The organism is Candidatus Hinthialibacter antarcticus, assembly GCA_030765645.1.
GTDB lineage: Bacteria > Hinthialibacterota > Hinthialibacteria > Hinthialibacterales > Hinthialibacteraceae > Hinthialibacter > Hinthialibacter antarcticus.
Genome location: JAVCCE010000008.1, coordinates 67,694 through 87,792, shown reverse-complemented (window position 1 = coordinate 87,792; position 20,099 = coordinate 67,694). Strand labels below are relative to the sequence as shown.

The 20,099-nt window shown below is 48.8% G+C and carries 19 protein-coding genes; 9 read left to right on the top strand and 10 right to left on the bottom strand.

Features of this window, described 5'->3' with window-relative positions; all coding sequences use genetic code 11:
• Positions 1-263: 263 nt before the first annotated feature.
• A complete protein-coding gene (locus P9L94_02585; GenBank protein MDP8242941.1) occupies positions 264-530 on the top strand; it encodes a hypothetical protein in 267 nt (88 codons plus the stop codon).
• Positions 531-546: 16 nt separating this feature from the next.
• Positions 547-1,371, top strand: a complete 825-nt coding sequence (locus P9L94_02580; protein ID MDP8242940.1) for a hypothetical protein — start codon at positions 547-549, stop codon at positions 1,369-1,371.
• A 28-nt stretch (positions 1,372-1,399) separates the two neighbouring features.
• Here the strand turns inward: P9L94_02580 and P9L94_02575 are convergent, their stop codons facing one another.
• The 4 genes from P9L94_02575 to amrB form a co-directional block, all read right to left on the bottom strand.
• On the bottom strand, positions 1,400-2,785 hold the full coding sequence (locus P9L94_02575) for a radical SAM protein (GenBank protein MDP8242939.1): 1,386 nt from the start codon (positions 2,783-2,785) through the stop codon (positions 1,400-1,402).
• A gap of 218 nt (positions 2,786-3,003) precedes the next feature.
• Entirely contained in the window at positions 3,004-3,645 is a 642-nt protein-coding gene (locus P9L94_02570; protein MDP8242938.1) for an acetyltransferase, read from the bottom strand.
• Positions 3,642-4,082 carry a hypothetical protein gene (locus tag P9L94_02565; GenBank protein MDP8242937.1) on the bottom strand — a complete coding sequence of 147 codons (441 nt, stop codon included), beginning with the start codon at positions 4,080-4,082 and terminating at the stop codon, positions 3,642-3,644. Before P9L94_02565 ends, P9L94_02570 begins: the two co-directional genes overlap by 4 nt.
• The gene (gene amrB, locus P9L94_02560) at positions 4,079-5,566 is read right to left on the bottom strand and encodes an AmmeMemoRadiSam system protein B (GenBank protein MDP8242936.1); all 1,488 of its coding nucleotides are present in this window, start codon (positions 5,564-5,566) and stop codon (positions 4,079-4,081) included. Before amrB ends, P9L94_02565 begins: the two co-directional genes overlap by 4 nt.
• 300 nt (positions 5,567-5,866) lie before the next feature.
• Between amrB and P9L94_02555 the strand changes: the two genes are divergently transcribed.
• Complete coding sequence (locus P9L94_02555; protein ID MDP8242935.1) at positions 5,867-6,847, top strand: hypothetical protein; 981 nt, start codon at positions 5,867-5,869, stop codon at positions 6,845-6,847.
• A gap of 5 nt (positions 6,848-6,852) precedes the next feature.
• Here P9L94_02555 and P9L94_02550 read toward each other — a convergent pair whose 3' ends face one another.
• Positions 6,853-8,241: an MATE family efflux transporter gene (locus P9L94_02550; GenBank protein MDP8242934.1), complete on the bottom strand. Its 1,389-nt coding sequence runs from the start codon at positions 8,239-8,241 to the stop codon at positions 6,853-6,855.
• A 348-nt stretch (positions 8,242-8,589) separates the two neighbouring features.
• Between P9L94_02550 and P9L94_02545 the strand changes: the two genes are divergently transcribed.
• Both P9L94_02545 and P9L94_02540 read left to right on the top strand, forming a co-directional pair.
• Entirely contained in the window at positions 8,590-9,078 is a 489-nt protein-coding gene (locus P9L94_02545) for an SH3 domain-containing protein (GenBank protein ID MDP8242933.1), read from the top strand.
• A gap of 55 nt (positions 9,079-9,133) precedes the next feature.
• Positions 9,134-10,150 (top strand): aldo/keto reductase, encoded by a 1,017-nt coding sequence (locus P9L94_02540; protein ID MDP8242932.1) that lies wholly within the window; start codon positions 9,134-9,136, stop codon positions 10,148-10,150.
• An 81-nt stretch (positions 10,151-10,231) separates the two neighbouring features.
• Here P9L94_02540 and P9L94_02535 read toward each other — a convergent pair whose 3' ends face one another.
• Positions 10,232-10,459 carry a hypothetical protein gene (locus P9L94_02535; GenBank protein MDP8242931.1) on the bottom strand — a complete coding sequence of 76 codons (228 nt, stop codon included), beginning with the start codon at positions 10,457-10,459 and terminating at the stop codon, positions 10,232-10,234.
• Positions 10,460-10,719: 260 nt separating this feature from the next.
• Here P9L94_02535 and P9L94_02530 point away from each other — a divergent pair, with 260 nt between their 5' ends.
• Positions 10,720-11,952: a peptidylprolyl isomerase gene (locus P9L94_02530; protein ID MDP8242930.1), complete on the top strand. Its 1,233-nt coding sequence runs from the start codon at positions 10,720-10,722 to the stop codon at positions 11,950-11,952.
• Here the strand turns inward: P9L94_02530 and thiD are convergent.
• Complete coding sequence (gene thiD / locus P9L94_02525) at positions 11,927-12,709, bottom strand: bifunctional hydroxymethylpyrimidine kinase/phosphomethylpyrimidine kinase (protein ID MDP8242929.1); 783 nt, start codon at positions 12,707-12,709, stop codon at positions 11,927-11,929. The genes P9L94_02530 and thiD overlap by 26 nt on opposite strands.
• Positions 12,706-13,329 carry a TenA family protein gene (locus P9L94_02520; GenBank protein ID MDP8242928.1) on the bottom strand — a complete coding sequence of 208 codons (624 nt, stop codon included), beginning with the start codon at positions 13,327-13,329 and terminating at the stop codon, positions 12,706-12,708. Before P9L94_02520 ends, thiD begins: the two co-directional genes overlap by 4 nt.
• 244 nt (positions 13,330-13,573) lie before the next feature.
• Here P9L94_02520 and nadA point away from each other — a divergent pair, with 244 nt between their 5' ends.
• The gene (gene nadA, locus P9L94_02515; GenBank protein MDP8242927.1) at positions 13,574-14,635 is read left to right on the top strand and encodes a quinolinate synthase NadA; all 1,062 of its coding nucleotides are present in this window, start codon (positions 13,574-13,576) and stop codon (positions 14,633-14,635) included.
• Positions 14,636-14,733: 98 nt separating this feature from the next.
• Positions 14,734-15,045 (top strand): hypothetical protein, encoded by a 312-nt coding sequence (locus tag P9L94_02510; GenBank protein ID MDP8242926.1) that lies wholly within the window; start codon positions 14,734-14,736, stop codon positions 15,043-15,045.
• Here the strand turns inward: P9L94_02510 and P9L94_02505 are convergent, their stop codons facing one another.
• Positions 15,046-16,347, bottom strand: coding sequence for a hypothetical protein (locus P9L94_02505; GenBank protein ID MDP8242925.1), 1,302 nt, complete (start codon positions 16,345-16,347; stop codon positions 15,046-15,048).
• On the bottom strand, positions 16,344-17,675 hold the full coding sequence (locus tag P9L94_02500) for a hypothetical protein (GenBank protein ID MDP8242924.1): 1,332 nt from the start codon (positions 17,673-17,675) through the stop codon (positions 16,344-16,346). Before P9L94_02500 ends, P9L94_02505 begins: the two co-directional genes overlap by 4 nt.
• A 261-nt stretch (positions 17,676-17,936) precedes the next feature.
• Between P9L94_02500 and P9L94_02495 the strand changes: the two genes are divergently transcribed.
• Positions 17,937-20,048, top strand: coding sequence for a hypothetical protein (locus P9L94_02495; protein MDP8242923.1), 2,112 nt, complete (start codon positions 17,937-17,939; stop codon positions 20,046-20,048).
• The last annotated feature ends 51 nt before the right edge of the window (positions 20,049-20,099 follow it).

The window sequence follows — 20,099 nt, the reverse complement described above, 5'->3', positions numbered from 1 at the left end:
GGCGCTCCCAGAGTTGCATCCATGCCTGATTTGGTTTGTCAATTTGTGAAATGCCGGAGCCCGTTTCTGAATCTCAAAAATGGCCATCCATCACGGTAGGTACTCACTTACCGGATGAACCATATTTCAATTGTATCAACAAATCACGGTTCAAAGAAATTACTCATTGAAAGAATTTTACAATCTCTCTATATTGAAAAGCATACTGACATTGTCTGAGTTAATTTTCATCCAACATCAATTTGTCCTTTAGGTCGCTTGTTATGCCGCAATATCCTGAACACGACAATTCGTTGACATATTCATACCGATTACAGAAATTTTTTGCTCCCATACTCGGTGAAAATGTTGCGCAGCGACTCATCCTCAATTACTGCTCACGCGTGAATAAAGCGCCACAGCAATTGGGGCCGGAAGACCTGAAAACCTTGGGCAACTACCTGGCAAACAACATGCAGTTTTTTGTAGGACGAAAAAGAGCTCGCTATGTAATTTCATTGCTTCATGAACAAGCTGCGGCTGCGATGTAAAGGAGAGATGCTCTCAATGCCGTTTTCTGTGGTTCTTATTTATATTGCTTTGATGGGATTCATCTTTATCGCACAGCCGCTTTCGCTATCACAAGTCGAAGCGTTTTGCGACGGTTTCATTACGCTGTTTTGTTTTTTTGGCGCGTTTAATTTATACCGGGTCGCTTACCGCTTTGAGAAAAACGACCCGGCGCGTATTACCTGGCTGCTGTTTGCCTTGGGTTTATTCTGTGAAGGCGTTGGCTATCTCGTTTATTTTTTATATGAGGTTTTGCTCAATCTCTATTTGACCTTTCCGCAAGTCGCCGACCTCTCCATCATGGCGGGGTTGATCTGCTACATCATCAGTTTTCGCATCTTCAAAATACAAATCAACCAGTTAGAAGCGTTTCAGTCCTCTTTCAGAAACGGGATCGCCAATGGACTATTTCTGATTTTTGTCGCATTGAATCTTGTATTCATCAGCACCCCCACTCTGAGCAATCCGGCCACGCCGCTATGGTTTCGTCTGGTCTTTTTGATCTACCCCATATTTGACATGTGCCTTGCGTATTTTTGTTTACATTTGGCGCTAGCATTTTTGTCGATGGGACGCTCTCCCATCGCGCGGCCCTGGTTTGTTTTGGTCGGCGCATTTGGGTTGTTATTCGTGACTGACAGCCTGTTCGCCTACATCAACCTACAAGGGCTCTATAATCCTTATTCCCTGATTTTGCCGCTCAAAGGCTTTGCCTACTTACTAATTTCATACGCCTCGCATTTGCAATTGAAATTCATCCGCAACATTGACGCTTTTGAAGTAAGCGAACCACTTTGGCAAAATGAAGATGAGACCGATTAACGATATACAAATCCCCCTCCTCTCTTTCTCATGCCGCTTGCGTGACAACGATTTTCCCATCTGAACCAGAAATAAAACGGTCATTTTTATATTCCAGGCCGGGGTCCCAACCTTTGATTCCCCATGTTCGGATGCGTCCAAGATAGGCGAGGTTAATCGCAGCGGCGTAGGGCAGCGTAGCGGCTCCATGCGGCTGCATGGCCCAACGTCCCAATCGGCGCGCGATGCGCCAGGGTTGATAAAACTGGCGCGTTACCCAATCGTGTCCCGCTTGCAGCGCTTCCGGCGTCAGATGATTTGGTTGATAGACCACATGGTGAAAATCGTAATGCCCCCAATTGCGGTCAAGCAGCCGAGGCTTCATCGACTCATACGCAGACGTCCCTGGCAACGGCGTGAAAATCGAAGCCTGTATGGCGTCAATGTGAAGATGGTCGAGCATCGCAAGCGTGTGAGCAAACACGCGGGGGTCATCATGCTCAAAGCCAAACACGATCCCGGCCTCGACGCCGATGCCGTGGGCGTGTAAACGATCAATGGCTTCACGGTATTGTTCGACATGGTTGAAATCTTTTTCAACGGAATGCAGGTTACTCTCAGCGAAGGTTTCTAATCCAACGAATAGTCCCGTGCAGCCCGCCCGCGACGCCAGTTGCAAAAACGCCGGGTCATCGGCAATCGCAAGCGTGGATTGCGTCACCCAATATTTTTTTAATGGAACCAATGCTTCAAACAATGCGGCCGCATAGTCCCGGTCAGCAGTCAAATTATCATCAACAAGTAAAAACATGCGGTTGGGGATTCGTTTGACTTCTTCGATAATCGACTCAATTGGACGGCGGCGTTGGGTATGCTGATGAAACGCTGAGATCGAACAAAACGAGCATTTTCTGTCGCAGCCTCGCGTCGCCTGCACTGCATAGGTCGAGTAGCGGTTGAGGTCGAGCAAATGATAGGGCGGCAAGTTTAATTCGCCGAGATCAAACGGCTTGTCCGTCCGGTATACGCCCTGCAAGGCGCCGTGACGCGCATCGTCAATCACTTGCGGCCACACGCCTTCCGCCTCGCCAGCCACCACCGCATCCGCGTGTTCAAGCGCCTCGACCCACCGGAAAGTCGGGTGCATTCCTCCCAACACCACGGGCGCGCCCCGTGCGCGAAAGCGGGCCGCGATCTCATACGCGCGCGGCGCCAGCGCGGTCATGCAGGTAATCCCCACCAGATCCGCCTTCGCGTCCCACGGGATATCTTCGCACTGTTCATCCACGATCCGAATATTTACGTCTTTTGGCGTCGCCGCCGCAATCGACAGCAAACTCAGTAAGGAAAACCGAAATGTTTTTCCATTCGCAATTTTTGCGCGGCCCACTTGCCGCCATTTTCCACTTGCAGGCGCAATCAGTAAAATATTCATGGCGCTCTCCTTATATTAACTAGCATACAGTCTACATATAAACATTATGGTCAAAAAAAGAGTCATGGCGTTCTCCTCATCTATGTACAGTGTCTTGGAACTCTTCATAAACAAGATTATAGTTTACATATAAACAAGTGTCAAGTGAATTTATAATTTTTTTTTGAAACACGGCTTTATCGTCACTGAAGGATGAAATAAGGGGGATGCTTTAGGAGTTATTTTTGCAAAATACGCGCCGGGACGCCGACCACGGTTACGCCGTCAGCAACAGGTTTTGTCACAACCGCGCCCGCGCCGACCATGACATCCGAACCGATTTTGATTCCAGGTAATACACTAGCGCCAATGCTGATTTGGCTGCGATCGCCGATGCTGGCGCCGCCGCCGACTAGTGCGCCCGGCGCGATATGGACGCCGTCGCCGATCACGCAGTCATGCTCGACAACGCTATTGGTGTTGACAATGCAGTTCGCGCCCAATTGGGCTTCGGCGTTAATCACCGCGCCCGCAATCACCTGCGTCCCCCGCCCGATTTTGGCGGACGCCGAAACCACTGCGCTCGGATGGATGACGACGACCATCTCGACGCCGCGCGACTCAAACCAGGCGGCTTTTTCTAAACGAATTACGTTATCGCCAATCGCGACAAGGCCGTTCATGCTCTCCGGCTGGATGTAATTCTCAATCGCATCACGGGGAGAAATCACCGCAACGCCCAGCAACCGTTCGGCGGAACCAGTCACCCGGTCATCAATGATGGCTGCAACCTCAATGCCGATTGACTGCAAGAGTTCAATCAACACTTTGCCGTGTCCGCCGGCGCCGTAGATGAGTATGCCTTTTTGCGCGTTGCTCATGGATTTGCGATTTTGTTTTCCAGGATTTGAATGACCGCTTGCAACAGCGATTCTTCCAACGAATTGGCGACAACCGGCTCAATGTCGGGATGCTTGACTTGCCACACCTCACGCGTCGATTTGACTCCAGGCGTAATTGTCGGAAACATACTGCTGATGCTACGCACCGAGTCAATCAAACATGCCACGCCGGGCATATAAACGCAGAGCGGATCATTCATCCAGCCCGGCACCGTCGTTATGGTATTCTGGTCGATAGGCGGCAAGACGGGCGTCGCAACAATTAACAATGCGCCCGCATCTTCGCCGATGATCCGGTGCGGCTGTCCATGATAGAGTACCAGTCCGCCCGGTTCGGGTTCGAGTTCAACGCCAACAGCGCTGCACTGTTGGGCCAGTTTTTGATAGCCGGGTAGAAGTTCGTAAATTTCGCTCACAATGACTGGGATTCTACACGGAACGGCGGCGTTTGAAAGTCGAGGTCGCCGAATACATCAGCGGAATACGCCCACAACTTTGCGTCTGGAGACCTCCACGCCCCCGGCTCTAACCCGGCTTTGTTGCACAACGCCTCTAAAAACTCTTCGACGCTCCAATTGCGTTCTGTCGCGACCTGCGGCAGTAAGGTACCGGAGCGTTGAAACCCGGATGCGGTCACGCCTTCAATCTGCAATCCATCACGCCCGATGCAAATCTCATTCACGTCTTCGATTGGTCGTAGCGGAGACAGGACGGAAATCTGAATATCCGTAAAAGGCAGTTCGTCTTCGCCCAAGGCGGGAAACCGATGATCGTGCACAGCCGATTGCGCCGCCATATATGGAACCAATTGACAAAGCGGTTGCTCCACCGGCTCAAACCGCCCCAGGCAACCGCGCAGATCGCCCCGTTTTTTCAGCGTCACAAACACGCCCGCATTGGCCTGCAAAGCGCTCAAATCTGAATGCGCCTGAAACGGTTTTTGAGTGAGTTCCGCCAGAACGCCAGCTCGCGCCAAGCGTAACAGTTCTTTCTTTTCTTGTTCGTTCAGGGCAAAATCTTGTCCTGGTTTTTCATGCGGATCCGGCCCATAGATTGCCAGCGAACCATAACCGACTACGCGATCCGGGTCTCCCCAATCGCTGTCGCCGCTATTTTGATAATGGAGGGTTTTGGCTTGCTTGGCTCCCAAGGCGAGGGCCGCTTCGACAACCGTGAGCATCGCAGCGCCGCCGCACATCACGCAATGCAAATTCGCAGCGCCGTTGTTCAATTCGACAAGATCGCGACAAATCTGCTGGGGCGATAGGGTCTCGATTGACGCAAGCATCGCGCGATCCACCGACGTTGCGACCTCCTGTTTTGGATAATGGCTCATGTCAGATGAGGCGACCAGTAAAATTTCTTTATCGGGAAACGATTTCACGGCGTCGGCAATACGCTGACCGACGGTTGCGCATAAATCAGCGTCTAACTGAGAAATCAATAAAGAAGAAACTTTCGCTTGAGGAAACACGCTTTGCACAAACGGCAGGTTGACTTCGACGGAATGCTCGCCGACATGCGGAACAGGATTATCGTCTATCGGGGCGCCGCCTTGCAGCAAAATCTCATTTAACTCGTTGTCTACATTCACACTGCCAAGCGGCGTTTCGTAGCGGCATCCATTGAAAACCGACGCCCCTTTCACGCCTTGATGCCCCAGCGCAACAAACAATACGGTATCAGGAGCCTGTTTTTCAACATGCCGAAATGAATATCCAGCCACCGGGCCGGAAAATGGATAACCCGCGTGCGGAACCAAGATCGCCAAGACGCGACGCTGACTTATTTGAATCTGCGCTTGAGAGAGATAACCGCTAATATCTTTCGAGAGTTCATCTGGGTCGGCAGGATAAAATCGCCCAGCAGCAGTCGGTCTTAAAACATCCGGTGTTTGCATGTGACGCCTTCCTCATGCAATGGGTTACGAAATTGGAACTTTCAGTTCAGACGTCCAATAAATGGAAAATCACTTGAACGCAAACCGAAAATCTCATGGTCTAGACAATCAAAAAAATCCGTATTACTCCCCCTAGGGGTATCATACTACGTATTAAAACAGATCAAAACACTAAAACAATGCAAAACGCGACCCTTTGTAATTAGAGTGGGAAAGATAAGATCAACGAGACAAAGAGGTTCCTCAGACGTTATAGTTATACAGTTATGAATCCCGGCCTGAATGAAGAGGACGACAGGCATGAACCGAAATATCGTTTTTGTTTTATCAATTACTTTGCTTGCTTTTTCCGCCAATGCGCCGCTGGCCCAGCACGTTGTTGATAAAGAAGCAACACTACAAGGCTATTTGAATAACGTGCAGCGCGCGAACGCATTGCAAGCGCGCGTTCAACTTCAATTTCAACGTTTTTTGAAAAACTCGATCACAGATGACCTCAAGCCCGAACTAGAGCGTATCTACTCTCTACCCATCGAAGACCAGGTCTATGAGCAGTTCCCGCTATTTTTTAACAGCGTTATGTTAATGAATTGGGATACTGTTTTAGACGGCCTTAAAATGACGGGAAACCAAACCGTCCACACTTCGTACATGGAACTACGCGCGGTTGATCCACGATTTGATATGTCGGCGGAATTCATCCGTAGGCTGCAAAGCAGTTCGGAGATGCCGTTAGAATATCGGTTTACGCTAGAACCGGCAAATTCGACCATTCAATCAAATATGTTTCATTTGTTTATCCCCGACGATATTGTCGAGTTTTTCTACCTGCCGAATTATTGGTATCCGTCCCCGCAATTTTTAGGGTTTCCAGATGACATAGAACAGGTTGAAACCCGCTCGAGTACGCTTGATCCCTTTGTCGTGTTTTTGTTTACGCCAGAGAATTTAAGCCCTAAATTATTGCGCTTTTTGCGCGGCGCCATCTTGCGGCCTGACATCACAGAAAAAGACGTCTATGTGATGCTTTCGATAGACTCAAACTACTCGGCTTGCAAAAAAGTGGAGATTGGCGTCAAGCGCATTGACCCCAAACATAAATGGGACGTTGACAAGATTATCATTATAGACCATCAGGTTTCCGCCACGACTTCAACGGGTCTGCCGTATCCTGGAACAAGCAACATGTGGGTGAATACCTTTGTTCAAAACGGCAGCGAAACAATTAGTAAAAATTTGTTCTTCTCTGAACTGAGCGTACAAAGCATCCAAACTTATTAGAATATTTAGGCCGGTTCTACATCCCCCGCATCTTCTGGATGATAGACAACGCGGACCGCTTTCCACTTTCCCCGCCAGAAACGCATTACCGTCAATACGCTCTGGACAGCAGGCGCGACGCCCCACGCCACCCACGCGCCGTAAACGTCCCACGGGCTATAAGCGACAAAAAACCACGCGGCGGGAATCATCAGCATCCATTGAGCGAAAACCGTATAACGCATAGACGGCCGGGTGTCGCCCGATCCTGCCAACGCGCCGCCCGCGACAATAGAGACGCAATTGCAAAACTGCTCAAACGCGATGCAAATCAGTGTTATTCTCGCAAGCGCCAGAACATCTTTATCTGTGGTAAACAACCCCACAATCGTCACAGGCCAGATGATTAAAATGATGCTGGTCACAGCCATAATCATGGAAACAAACTGGATGGCCGTCCAACCGTATGCTTCGGCTTTTTCTGCGTTTTTGGCCCCAATGCTCTGGCCGACCAGGGCGGCGGTCCCCACCTGAAACGCCAGCGCCGGCATGATCGACAACATGCGAATTTGGAACCCGATCGAAGCGGCGGCGACTGCTGTAGTTCCTGCTGCCGTTGACGCGATGATTCCAATAAACAACACCCGCGCTCCATTCCGAAAGAAGCCGGAGACTCCCGTCGGAACGCCAATGTGCAGGATGTGCCGCAGCATAGCGGGATCAATTATTGGAGACATCTTTAGGTGAACAGGACGAGAGGTTTGCATCAGCATCCAAATCGCGAGAACGCCGCCGATGGCCCGTGCGAGTACCGTTCCAATTGCGATGCCCGTAACGCCGAAGGCTGGAATCACAGGCGGAAATCCGAACAGAAAAACATAGTTAAACCCAACATTTAACACATTGACGAGCAGGGCGATTTTTAGCGGCGTCTTGGTGTCTCCCATCGCGCGAAACACAGCGTTGGTCGAAAAGTTAATCATCAAAAACACAACGCCGCCTAGCAGTACCCTCAAATACGGAACGGCGTGCGCCAAAACGACTGGTTCAGCGCCAAGAGACAACAAACAGATTCTCGCAGTGAGAGCGCCGATGATTCCCAAGCCGATCCCCGCAACGATTGAAACAAGCAACGAATGCCAGGCGACCGAGGAGGCGACGTCATAGCGTTTTGCGCCGAAATTTTGTGAAACGAGCGTGATGGTTCCGGTTGTAACCGCGATGGTGCCAATCATCAACACTAAGAATATTTGGCGGGAGAAGCCCAATGCCGCGACGGCAGGGTGCCCTAAAAACCCGGAAAAATAAATATCCACAAGCCCAACGGCGGTCTCTAATAACGAATAGACCACTGTCGGCCAGGATATTTTCAATAAATCCCGTAATAAAGTCGGATCAAACCAGCGATTTAACATATATTCATGCCGCAATGCGGCGATCAATTCTACTCATGGATTCTACTCAAACTACGCGTTTTCAGACTATTTAGGAAGGGTTTGAAAAAACGTGTTCAATCGTTGGCGGGTGGATAAAAGTATCCGCGTAAATCGTAAAGCGTTGGAGATTTTTCTTCTTTATTGTTCGGCTGTTGGGCGTCAATTGACTCGGTTGGGCCAGGCTCCCTGCGCTCAACGCTGCCGCACCCTAATACCAATAAACCCGCAAGAGTTATAGTTACAATCTGCGCCGCTTTTCGTTTTGGATTGATTGAAGACCAAAAACCCGTCATAGTACCGTATCAGAACTAAAGTGATTGTGAACTCATGCGAACCTTATCTCTATCTATTATAACCATTGCGATGCTCTGCGTCGCGATTCACCAAAGCCCGGCGGCAGTTGTCAAGACAAAATACGGCGCCATCGAAGGCAACGTCATCGTCCGCCAATTTGATGACTTGGTCGTCACAATAAAAACAAAAGACCAACGCCTCTTTCAATATTACGCGAGAGACGTGGTCTCGGTGACGGCCTCCACCAAAATTTTGGCGGGAACGGCAGTCTTTCTTCGTGAAGAGCCCTCCGATAGCGCGGTGCCTACTATTGAACTCGCAACAGGCTGTCAGGTTGATTTCACGAAAGATGAACCTCAAGGCGATTGGGTCAAAGTAAAAACCTGGGGCGATAACGTCGGCTGGATTCAGCACCAGATATTGACGGATTCCGTTCAGTTTCGGAAATCGCCTTCAACGGGCATTCCGCCATCACAGCAATTAGATTTACAAAATGACCCGCCGTCTGCGATAAAGGAATAACCTTCGCAGGCATCATAACAATAAATAGAAACACATTTTCAGGAGGACGCGATCAATGCAATTTCGACGGTTTGGACGAATGGGGTGGGACGTTTCAGAAATTGGATTCGGCGCATGGGCCATCGGCGGCATGTGGGGCGACCAAGACGACAACGACTCGCTCGCAGCGTTGCATAAATATATCGAATTAGGCGGAAATTTTATTGATACAGCCCAAGCCTACGGCGACGGCCGCAGTGAATCATTGGTTGCGAAAGCGATCAAAGAACATGGCGACCGCATTTATGTCGCTACCAAATTGCCGCCCAAAAATCGAATCTGGAACCCGCCCTCCGGGATGCCCTGGGACGAAGCGTTTCCCGTTGATTACTTGATTGAAGGCGTTGAATTCAGTTTAAAAAACCTACAAACCGATTGCATCGACGTGTATCAGTTACACACATGGTGTGAAACCTGGAACGGGGTCGATGAAATTTATTCCGCCGCTGAAAAATTGAAAAAAGACGGGAAAATTCGCGCATTCGGCATCTCGACCACTGAGAACTTCCCGGAACAAGTTATCCCCGCCCTGCAATCCGGCGTGGTCGACTCGCTGCAAGTAATCTTCAATTTGTTTGAACAACATCCGGCGTATACCATTCTCCCGCATTGTAAGGACAACGATATTTTCGTCATCGTCCGCGTTCCATTTGATGAAGCGGCCTTGACGGGAAAATTCACTGGCAATGAAGTCTTCGCCGAAGATGATTTTCGCTCACGCTATTTCCGGGGCGATAATCTAAAAGCGACTGTACAACGCGTTGAGCAAATTAAAGAGTGGGCGAAAACCAACACGCCTGACATGTCGATGCCGGAGTTAGCATTGCGCTTTACGCTAAGCCATGACCAAACGGGTTCCGTCATTCCTGGAATTCGCAACACGCGTCATGCGGAACTCAATACGGCTCCATCAGATGGAAAGCGATTGACCGACGCACAGATTAAAGACCTGATGAAGTTTGCCTGGCGCCGCAATCCGTGGGTAGAAAATTTGCTGACATTAGAAAAAATACGTACCGGTGGGATTCAATAAAATATTGGGGGGTGGATAAAAGCATTCACCTCCCTTTGACAACCGCCAAAAGGAAAGGCGAATACTGGATGGCAATTCGTGTTACGCGACGACGTGAGGCAGCGTAACATCAGCGCCGCGTACGTTAATCACTGCGTCGCTGCTTTGAATTGTCAATACAACTCCACTGGGGCAGCCATTAAACTTTTGAACCACTTGCGCATCGGAGATCACGCGAATTGACTCAATCTTGCCGCGCTGCCCGTTTAACGAGTCAACTAATACTTCGTCTCCAACATGCAATTCAACTTCAGCTGATGCATCAAACATATCAAATATGCCTCCCTAGGGGGTTATGTGTTTGTGAAACGCCAATTGGCGGTTTGTGGTTGGAGAAAAAGAGAAGCGGTGTAGCGTAAAACATGACTTTAAGCCACCGACTAAAGGAAAGGTTTCTAAAGTTAATCGTACTAGCAGGTTAACCAAAGTCAATCCTCTTTTAAATTTAATATGGATTTAAAAAAAAATTGACTTAGGTAATCAATAGACAGAATGTGCATTTTCAATAGGTTTTCTTAAATACTCTTAAAATGATACGATCAAAAAAAATCCACATTTTTATCGCATTTATCGTCCCGATTTTGGTTGCATTGATCGGTTCCGCCTATTTTCAACACAGCCGCAATATATATATGAATGATCTCGCCAACCAAGGCGTCCTTGCGATTTACGAAAGTGGAAATATTAGCGAAGAAGATATCCGGTGGTACATTCAACACCCGCCCGAAGGCGATGGCCCCATATTGCGCGCACTTGAACTAACGCCTGAAGATGTTGAAGGGTTAGATCGGGAGCAAGCAGATTGGCTTGAACAAGAGCTCGCTCAAGCTCTGCTCAAACGAATCATTCAACATGTCGCATTATTAGAAGCACTAACCTCAAACGACAATCAGCAACCGGTTGAAAGTGTTTCTATTGAAGTTAAAAAATATAAAGAAGAGCGCATCAAACTTAAGATGGAATCGGAGCTCGACCGAATTACTCCATCCATCACCCGTCAGGAGATGCTGACCTACTACGTACAACACCCACAAGAGTTTTACGAACCCGGCGACCGCCTCGCGCGGCATATTATGCTTCACGAAGAATCTTCAGATGAGTCGATTCGTCCGGCGACCATTACGCAACGTTTGGAATCCGGCGAAGATTTTCAAAACCTTCTCCAGTATTCTGAATCAGAAACCTCAAGCGCAGACGGCTATATTGGATGGATCGAAAAAGGGACCATTTCACCACCATTTGAGCGCGCACTGTGGGCGCTTGATATCCACGAAGTGACCGGCCCCATTCAAGTGGGCGATACCTGGCACTTTATTCAACTCATTGACAAACACGAGCAAGGATTGATTCCGTTTGAACAATGCCAGTCGCAAATTCAAATTCGGTTAATTGAAGAAAAAAGCCTGCAACATCGGTTCAGACTATTAGGCATCGAAGACCCCGAAAGCCCAAATGTTGATGAGCGCTACGCAGACGCATTGTTAAAAGCCGCGTATAAAAACGAATATGACAAAGACCCGGAGTTAATCGAAAAAGTCGCCGCTTTTGAACGCTACAAAACGGCTGACGCCGTCTTTTTTGAACATGTCCAGCAACGGATGAAACGCTATCGCGATGAAGATGAATCGACTTGGTATAGCGAAAGCGAAACCGCGAAACGATTATTAAACCAGTTGCGCTTTAAAATGATTGTTGAATTAACGCCCGTTCCATCAGCCGTAGATGAGGCGCTGGAAATCAATCAACCGGCGCTTGATGATTAACCGGCCCTCTGCCCTTGCCTAAATTGGGGTTGGTTCGGATGGCGCGGTCCATAAATGATCTTGCTCCAGCGACAGCGTCCCGAAGTTCGCTCCCCTTTGCCAAGTGCGCGGTGATCGCCGCACTAAACACGCAGCCGGTTCCATGCGTGTTTGGCGTATCAATCCACTCGACGCGAAATATTTCAACGCCTGAATCCGTCGCAAGCAGGTCGCACCCAAACGCATTATTCGCCCCTGCTTTAATCACAACCGCTTTGGCGCCGAGGTCAAGAATTGCCTTTGCCGCGTCATGTAAGCAAGAACTGTTTTTGATTTCGATGTTGGAGATCGCGCTGGCCTCATACAAATTCGGCGTTACCAGAGATGCGCTGGGTATCAGATGCTGAACCAATTTTTCGACTGCATCATCTTCAATTAATGAGTGTCCGTGTTTACTTATCATCACCGGATCAACCACCAATGGACATTGAACACTTTTTACACGTTGCGCGACGGCTTCGATCATCGCGGCGCCGCCTAAGGCCCCGGTCTTGATTGCAGTAGGAGGAATGTCGTTCAATACGGCGTTCAACTGCTGCAACACGAAGTCAGGCTCGAGCATTTGCACGGCGTCAACCGACTGCGTATTTTGCACGGTCAACAAGGTAACGACGCTCATTCCATAGACGCCGTGTTGATGAAACGTCTTCAAGTCAGCCTGCAACCCCGCCCCGCCGGACGGGTCGGAACCCGCGATGGTCAACGCAACCGGTTTCATTTTGGTTCCTCCAATGGAGCGGAAAAGAAGTCATATTCACACTGCATTGCATATTGATACGCCTGCCGCACTGACGGCGTATCTTGCCCGATCACATCCAGCAAGGTTTCAATGTCATTCGCCAACGCTTGAAACTCATCGCTGGAATACGTTTCGATCCATTGGTGATATGGATGATTGGGATGGCTTTGATGAAGCAACTCTGCGCCCAGGTAAGCGTAGAGCCTCATACAAGGAACCATCGCCGCTATTGTGACTGAAATCGGTTCATGCCATGCCGTTCGCAATAGAAATTCGGTATAAGCGCTTGTTGCGCGGTATGGAACGACATTGCTGAGGTCAAGACCCAATGTTTCGGCGTATTGGGCATGGAGGTTAAGTTCGTCCAGGGCGCCGCCCATGTATCCATGAAAGGCTTTGATATGCTCAAGCGATTCGCACTTTGCAGCGCAGACAGCGTAGGCTTGCAAAAACGCCTGCAAGAAAAAAGCATCCTGCGCGACATACCGCTTAAATGCATCCATTGGCAATGAGCCGGAACCAAGCCCCACCACAAATGGATGTTGCAAGCAGGCTTTTGCTTTTTTCTGATTATCATCCCACAACTTGCGGTGTAACATTTAGCCCTCCTGCGTCTACTGATAGTAATAGTAGGCTGAAATTAAAAACAAGCAAGAAAGGATTAAATCTGACGTAGAGTGAAAAGGAACAATTCTAAAAGAACCTCAAACCAACCTGCATAGTAGACATAGCCGCAGTAAAAAATATCAAATAGACTATACTATTGTTAGAAGAAGATTAACCATTCACATGACGCGCCACTCTTCGCGCAGTCGTTGTGTGAATTTATTTGGAGAGGAAACGATGCCGGTTCAATTGGACGCCATCGACCAATCGTTAAAGGCGGTTCCCGATCAACATTTAGAGTTCCTTGCCAAGCGGGAACTGATTGATGAAATTTTGCGTCTTCGCGACGAAAAGAATGCGCTGATTCTCGGTCATAATTATATGGCGCCGTTGGTATACCAGCTGTCTGGCATCAATGAACGCGGCGACTCGCTCGCGCTCAGCCGTCGGGCGGCGGAAGCCGAAAACCCGATCATTCTTTTTGACGGCGTCCGCTTTATGGCGGAGACCGCCAAAATTCTCAGCCCTGACAAAAAAGTATTGATCGCAGACTATGACGCAGGTTGCAGTTTAGCTGACCCATTTGGCCCCGAAGAAGTGCTTGAATACCGCCGCCAGTATCCCGGCGCTCCGGTCGTAACCTACATCAACAGCTACGCAAATATCAAAGCCGTTTCTGATTATTGCTGCACTTCATCCAATTGCGTGAAAGTCGTCATGCACGCAGCCAAAGAGTTCGGCTCGGATAAAGTGATCTTTTTCCCGGATTCGCTGATGGGCGCAAACATCAGCGATGAGTTGGAAACTTCCGGCATTGAGCTGATCTACCCCGGTAAGTACGACGACAAGTTTGGGCGCTGCGAAGTGCACGAGAAATTCAGGCCGGAACACATCACCCAAATTCGCGAACAACATAACATCCCAAAAGGCTCAACGGACGCCGCTGTCCTGGTCCACTGGGAATGCCCGCCGGACGTTGTCGCCGAATCGGACTACTGCGGCAGCACATCGCAAATGGGACAGTACATCCAAGACCGTCCGCAACTGAAAAAGGTTTTTCTCGCGACGGAATGTGAAATGGCGGCGAACCTCGCCAGCGAATTTCCGCAGGTGGAGTTTGTACGGTCTTGCAGTATGCACTGCGAGCACATGCGCCGCATTACGTTAGAAAAAATTCGCGACAGCCTCAAATATGAACAACACGAAATTCATGTTGATCCCGATATCGCCAAAAAAGCGCTGACGGCAATCAACCGCATGTTGGCGATCCCCGCCGGCCCGGTTCCCGCAATGAAATAACGCCTGATTCAAGTCATTCGGTGTATAATCAAAAAGCAAGCGCCCCTCTAGTAATCATGAGGGGCGTATCACATTCATTGGAATTATTGGAGACAGGCATGAAGGTTGAGATCACTGAAAATGAAGATTGCGTCGTAATAAAAATTGTGGGCGTGATGAAAAAACCCGACGCCATTGAATTCAGCCGCAAAATTGAAGCGTTAGGTAAAAACCGCCCCAAAAAGTTGGCGCTTGATTGCTCAGAACTGGCAGCGGTCGCTTTTGACAGCGTTCCATTCATCGTCTCAGCGTTGGAACGCGTTCGAGTGGGCAAACAAAACTTGTGCGCCTTTGGCTGCAATAATGTCGTCGAACGCACCTTGCGCGGCTATGACTTTGAACGCATTGGCAAGTTAGAGCCAAGCGCCTAGCTACGGCTTCAAGCGCTCAACGTCATTCAAGTATCCTTGTTTTAACATCCCTCTGGATTCGTCTTTTGGAACCGCAATCGGCGGGCCGGACAGATCGTTCGCCGTATAGACGCCGCTGCGAATATAATGCAAATTTTGTGGATTGGCGAAACGGTAGAGTTCGATCTCATCAATTGTATTGGCGTCCACTTCCCCTTCTCTCGCGACCAGCCGAAAAGGTTCCTCGCCAAATTTTTCGTTATACAAATCGGCATCCAAAGTAGGAACCCCCAATGTCGGGGCGATAAATCCATCAGGCGGCTCCATACTTGAAGTCTGGTTTGAACGGGCAATAGATTCAATTTCAATCTTCGTAATCAAAGGGACATTTTCTGTCAAATGCAATCTTTGCATCGGCTTCAACGGCGTTTGAGAAGAGAGAAGACGTCCAGAAAATTTTCTCTCCAATTTTCCATTTTTATCTTCATCCAGTGATACCCATCGAGTGAAACCTACGAAATTTGAGACGGGGGTTCTCGCCGGAGTCAATCGTTCCGCCGCCAGATTGACTGCAACAAAAGCGTCACCAGAAATTCCATAGTCTAATTCTCGGTCTGTCTTGATTAGGTTTTCACCCAAAATATTTTTGGGGCCGTTGTGATACGGCCCATTCACGTTAAAGGGGTTTTTCTCTCCCGGCGGCGGGCCGCTTCTTAAGCGATATCCCTGCCAGATCATGGGTTCTACCGGTGAGAGAGCAGCAGAGATTTCAATTGGCGTCTCACCCGGTGGACGACCAAACCAAAAGTGTTCTCCGCCCCACACATAGTTCTTTTGTGATGGAAAACGATAGAGTGGAATGTTCCGAAGCGGCTGGGCGATCTTTGATGCGGGGTGAATGATCCAAGCCATACCACTGTTATCTATGTGAATGTCTTCAGGATTATATTTTGAGCCGATCTTTGGCTTCGCTGCCACGCTGCCGACAAGCGCAGGCCGAATAGTCCCTCTTGAAACCAACTGATAACCATGTTCGCTCGCGAGTTTTCCGTCTTTGTTGATAACAAACCCAGACTCGCGACTAAATACCCAGTTGCCGTTTTCATCTTCAAATGCGAAAAACCCGGGGCCGTTAATAGCGAGGTCGAGCGGATTTCCGGTTTCTTCGAGATATTGCGGCGCCGTATCAGGAAACAGCCGCCGCGCCTCCGGTATGTTGGCGGCATGATAAATTGTGCGAAACACTAACGCCGCCGCAACGCCGATCACCAAGCCAATTGCGAAGTACGTCAAAGACTGCGAACCATAACGTGGGCGTCTCATGGCGTCAGCGCCTCCACTTGATTGATAGACCCACGCTTTAATTTCCCGGCGGCTTGTGGAGAAAGCAGCGTCGCGGGGCCGGAGCGGTCCGTTGGCGCATAGACGCCGTTTAAGCGATACTGAAGCGCTTTTGGGTTATCAAAATCAAACAACTGGATGCTTTCAATGTCTGCTAGCGACAAGCAATATTCCGCCTGAGGAACGAGAAACGGACGGCCCAATTCATTGGTCAATACGGTAAAATCATCGACGTTCTTCATTCCATTTTCCGGTGAAGTTTGTAACGCGTACCATACGCCTTCCTGATTTTGAAACGCATACGGATGATGACCGCGCCGGACGCCGTACTGCATCGAAATTGAAATAATTTCCTCTTGGTCGCTGAGCGGTTTTGCATAAGCAAACGGATTGGCGCGCACCGCCAACGGGCCGGAACTGTCTTCGATCAATTTACGTACGATTGGCAATCCCACTAAAAATGGATAACTCGCAGTATCTGTTTTTTCGAGTTCTCCGGCATACGTGAATTTTTGATAGGGCTTGGTTGGCGGGAACGCGCGGACAACATGCCCTTGCGGCGTTTGCGCGAGACGTAAAACACGGGTGTATCCCAATCGACCGTCCGGCGTCAGCAGCGCCGCAAAACCCCGTCCTTCAATTGCGTACATATTTGCAGCGTCGCTTTCAATGATCGCCTCATTCGGATAATCGCGAAGCCCGTTGTGATTCTCATTCACCATTTGGTGAGGAGGGGTTCCATAATGTGAGGTGCGTTCCAACTTCCAGCCTTGCAGCAAAATACCTCCACCGGTATGAGCAAACGGTTTCACTTTGATTGGTTTGCCGCTGCCAGCCGTCGGACGGTAATAGCCGTCGCCCATGTCTTCTAACTGGCCCGAATCTTCAAATAAAAAAACGGGGATTGAATTTTGTAAATCGGATTTAAAAGATCGTCCCGATTGATTATAAATAAAGCCGTCAGGCCAAATGCTATAGCGTATGTTCAATGCGCCATTCGCAATGTTTGATATCGGGTAGCCATGAATGCTGAGCAACCGCCCTTGCTCTGATTTAAATTCTGATATGCGACTATAGGCGACTTTTCCGTCCGGCAGCGCAAACTCGAAATAGCCGCGTCCAAAGATGGCGATATGAAACGGGTCGCCAGTGTGCGTAATGCTGGTGGTTGATGTATCTGGATGGTGGCTGGCGTAACGCTGCTGCTCGCGCAACATGCGCGGTACGGCGACAAGAAGTATCACCGCAAGAATAAAACCAACAACGACGCCTTCGATCAAAAAGCGCCAGGGCCGTTTTTGTTTTGCCATGTTGTCCCCTCCGCCTCTACATTCTTAAAGAGAACAACGCGGGTGTCTAGCGGCTTGTAACAAAAAAAAGCGGCGTCCCAATCCAAATAAGCAAACCGCCAAAAAGAGCATTCATTGATTTCAATATAATTTTATATGTAACTTATTATAAATTTAATAAATATTATATTGATGGAAAATTAATATTGTGATATATAAAATATTATAAATGGGTTCTTCATAATGAACCCTACAAATACACCCAAGAAAAGGATAGGCATCATGAGAACAGACCATCGAACCGTAACTGCTTTGTGTTGTTTATTGGGGGTTGTGATATTGTTTGGAAATCAGACTAGCATTGGAAAGACGCTTGGCAGCGAAAACAGGGGAAAACATAGTATCAAAACGGTTAAAAACCTCATCCTCGACTATTCCGATGGGGCTTGGTCAAGCACCAGCGAGGAAACCATGGAATTAGGACAGCGAAGCGCATTCGGCGGCCGCGTGGACAAGGGGATTAAACTTGGCGGGATCAATGGCTCGGGGCAATCACTAAGCGACGAACTGTACATTGACCCGAACACGAAAGCGCCAACGATTGACGTCGATTTAGAACTAACGTTTGGCCAGGATGATTCTGAAGTCCGTGGCGCTTACACTGTTCATCTTCCTCAAGAATATAAAAGAATCCAACTACAGGCTGGTTATGATTTGTTCTTGGATTCTGAAGGCAAAGAAAGCCCCGCCGAATTTCATATCGATGTATATGAACGCCCCAAGGACGCTCCCGAAAGTTGGCAATTCAGCCATCGGTTTGAGAGCGAGCCGCTCTCGCCGAACACGCATAGAAAAGTATTTAAGATTGAGTCTGAACAATTTACCGCACAAGGAATTGTATGCAATTTAAGTGAGTGGACCGGACGCGAAGTGAGAATTGATCTTGTTTCACGAGTTCCAAAACACGTTGTCGCGACGCAAAAAGGGCGCTGGACAAAACTCTCGATCATCGGGATGACGTTTGATATTCGCTGGGCTGATCCCAAAGTAGAAACCTCTAGCGGAGCCGTATATCGCGTCAACAACGCTGTCATTCAAACCACTACGCCCGATATTCTTATGGGTTCTGTTGAGGATACACCGATCCACGACTTGGCCCAAATTCCAGATAATGCGCTGAACACATTCAAGATTGGTTCGACTTGGTATGCGTCGACTCATGCAACTCTCGACGCGTCGCCTGATACTTGGGGATCAATTTTAATTGAGTCGACCACGCAAAGTTTTTTTGCCATCGGCGCAAGCGATATCGATAATAATGTTTATCGAACCAGCGGGACACCCACATATATCTTAGACTCGCCATATAATGATGATAGCGTTTGGTATAACTACAGCGGAATCTGCTCATCATTTGGGGCAACTAATGCTTACGACAACAACTGGTATATTCACGCCTTTTATCATGCAGAAGATTTTTATGAAAATGCTTCTCCATTTGATAGATATGGTGCAGAGGATGACCATACCGGATATAGACGCGTTGGTTACGCCCGCTCAACAACAGCGAACGATCCTCACAACTTCAGCCGCATTGGAACCGGTAACTCAATTGAAATGATCCGTTGTTTTCAGCCTGAAACGAGCGAACTAATCGGACTTGCCACGGAGGACGGGCAACGTGAATTGGTCGGCGCAGGCGCGCCAAGCGTCATCAAAATCGGCAGCATATATTACATGTTCTATACCCGATGGCTGAATTTATACTCCACTGGAATTGAATATTTCCCTACTCCATACACATCTTTAGGATTCCCTGTTGTTGGGGGAACGGACACAAATTACCTTGACAATATATGCGTTGCGCGAATCGGCGCCCATTACATCGACCGCCTGCGTGTTGGGTCAGTCTATAATCAATGGCACAAATATTATGACGCTGACGATGATGACGCCTATGATGATAACGAATGGTTAGGCGTACCATCTGGAAATTTTGAAGAGTGGTATTCCACTTCGATTTTGCCATTTCAAGAAGGCGGATGGAGGGCGTTTCCGTCGGTCCACTACAACGAAGCGCTCAATATGTACGTCATGGTCTGTACCGGCGACTATCCAGGCGACGCGAATGGCGCGATCTATATGCATGTTTCGGATGGGGATCCAATCACAGAGTGGTCTGAAGGCTTTTTGTTATTAGCGCCGTCATCAAATTATCAAATAGCCTACCCCAGTATTATTGGTTCAGACGGCTACGACGAAGAAATGCCTATTTATCATCCTGAACATGAATATGGCGTCGGCAAGCTCTATTTCGCAATCGATTATGATCAAGGAGCCTACTTAGATCAACACGATATGGCAAGAATTGTCATCATAATTGAGCCAGTTTGATATTGCTTGTGTATCAGTGCGGTCGGGGGATATCTCTCGACCGCACTATCT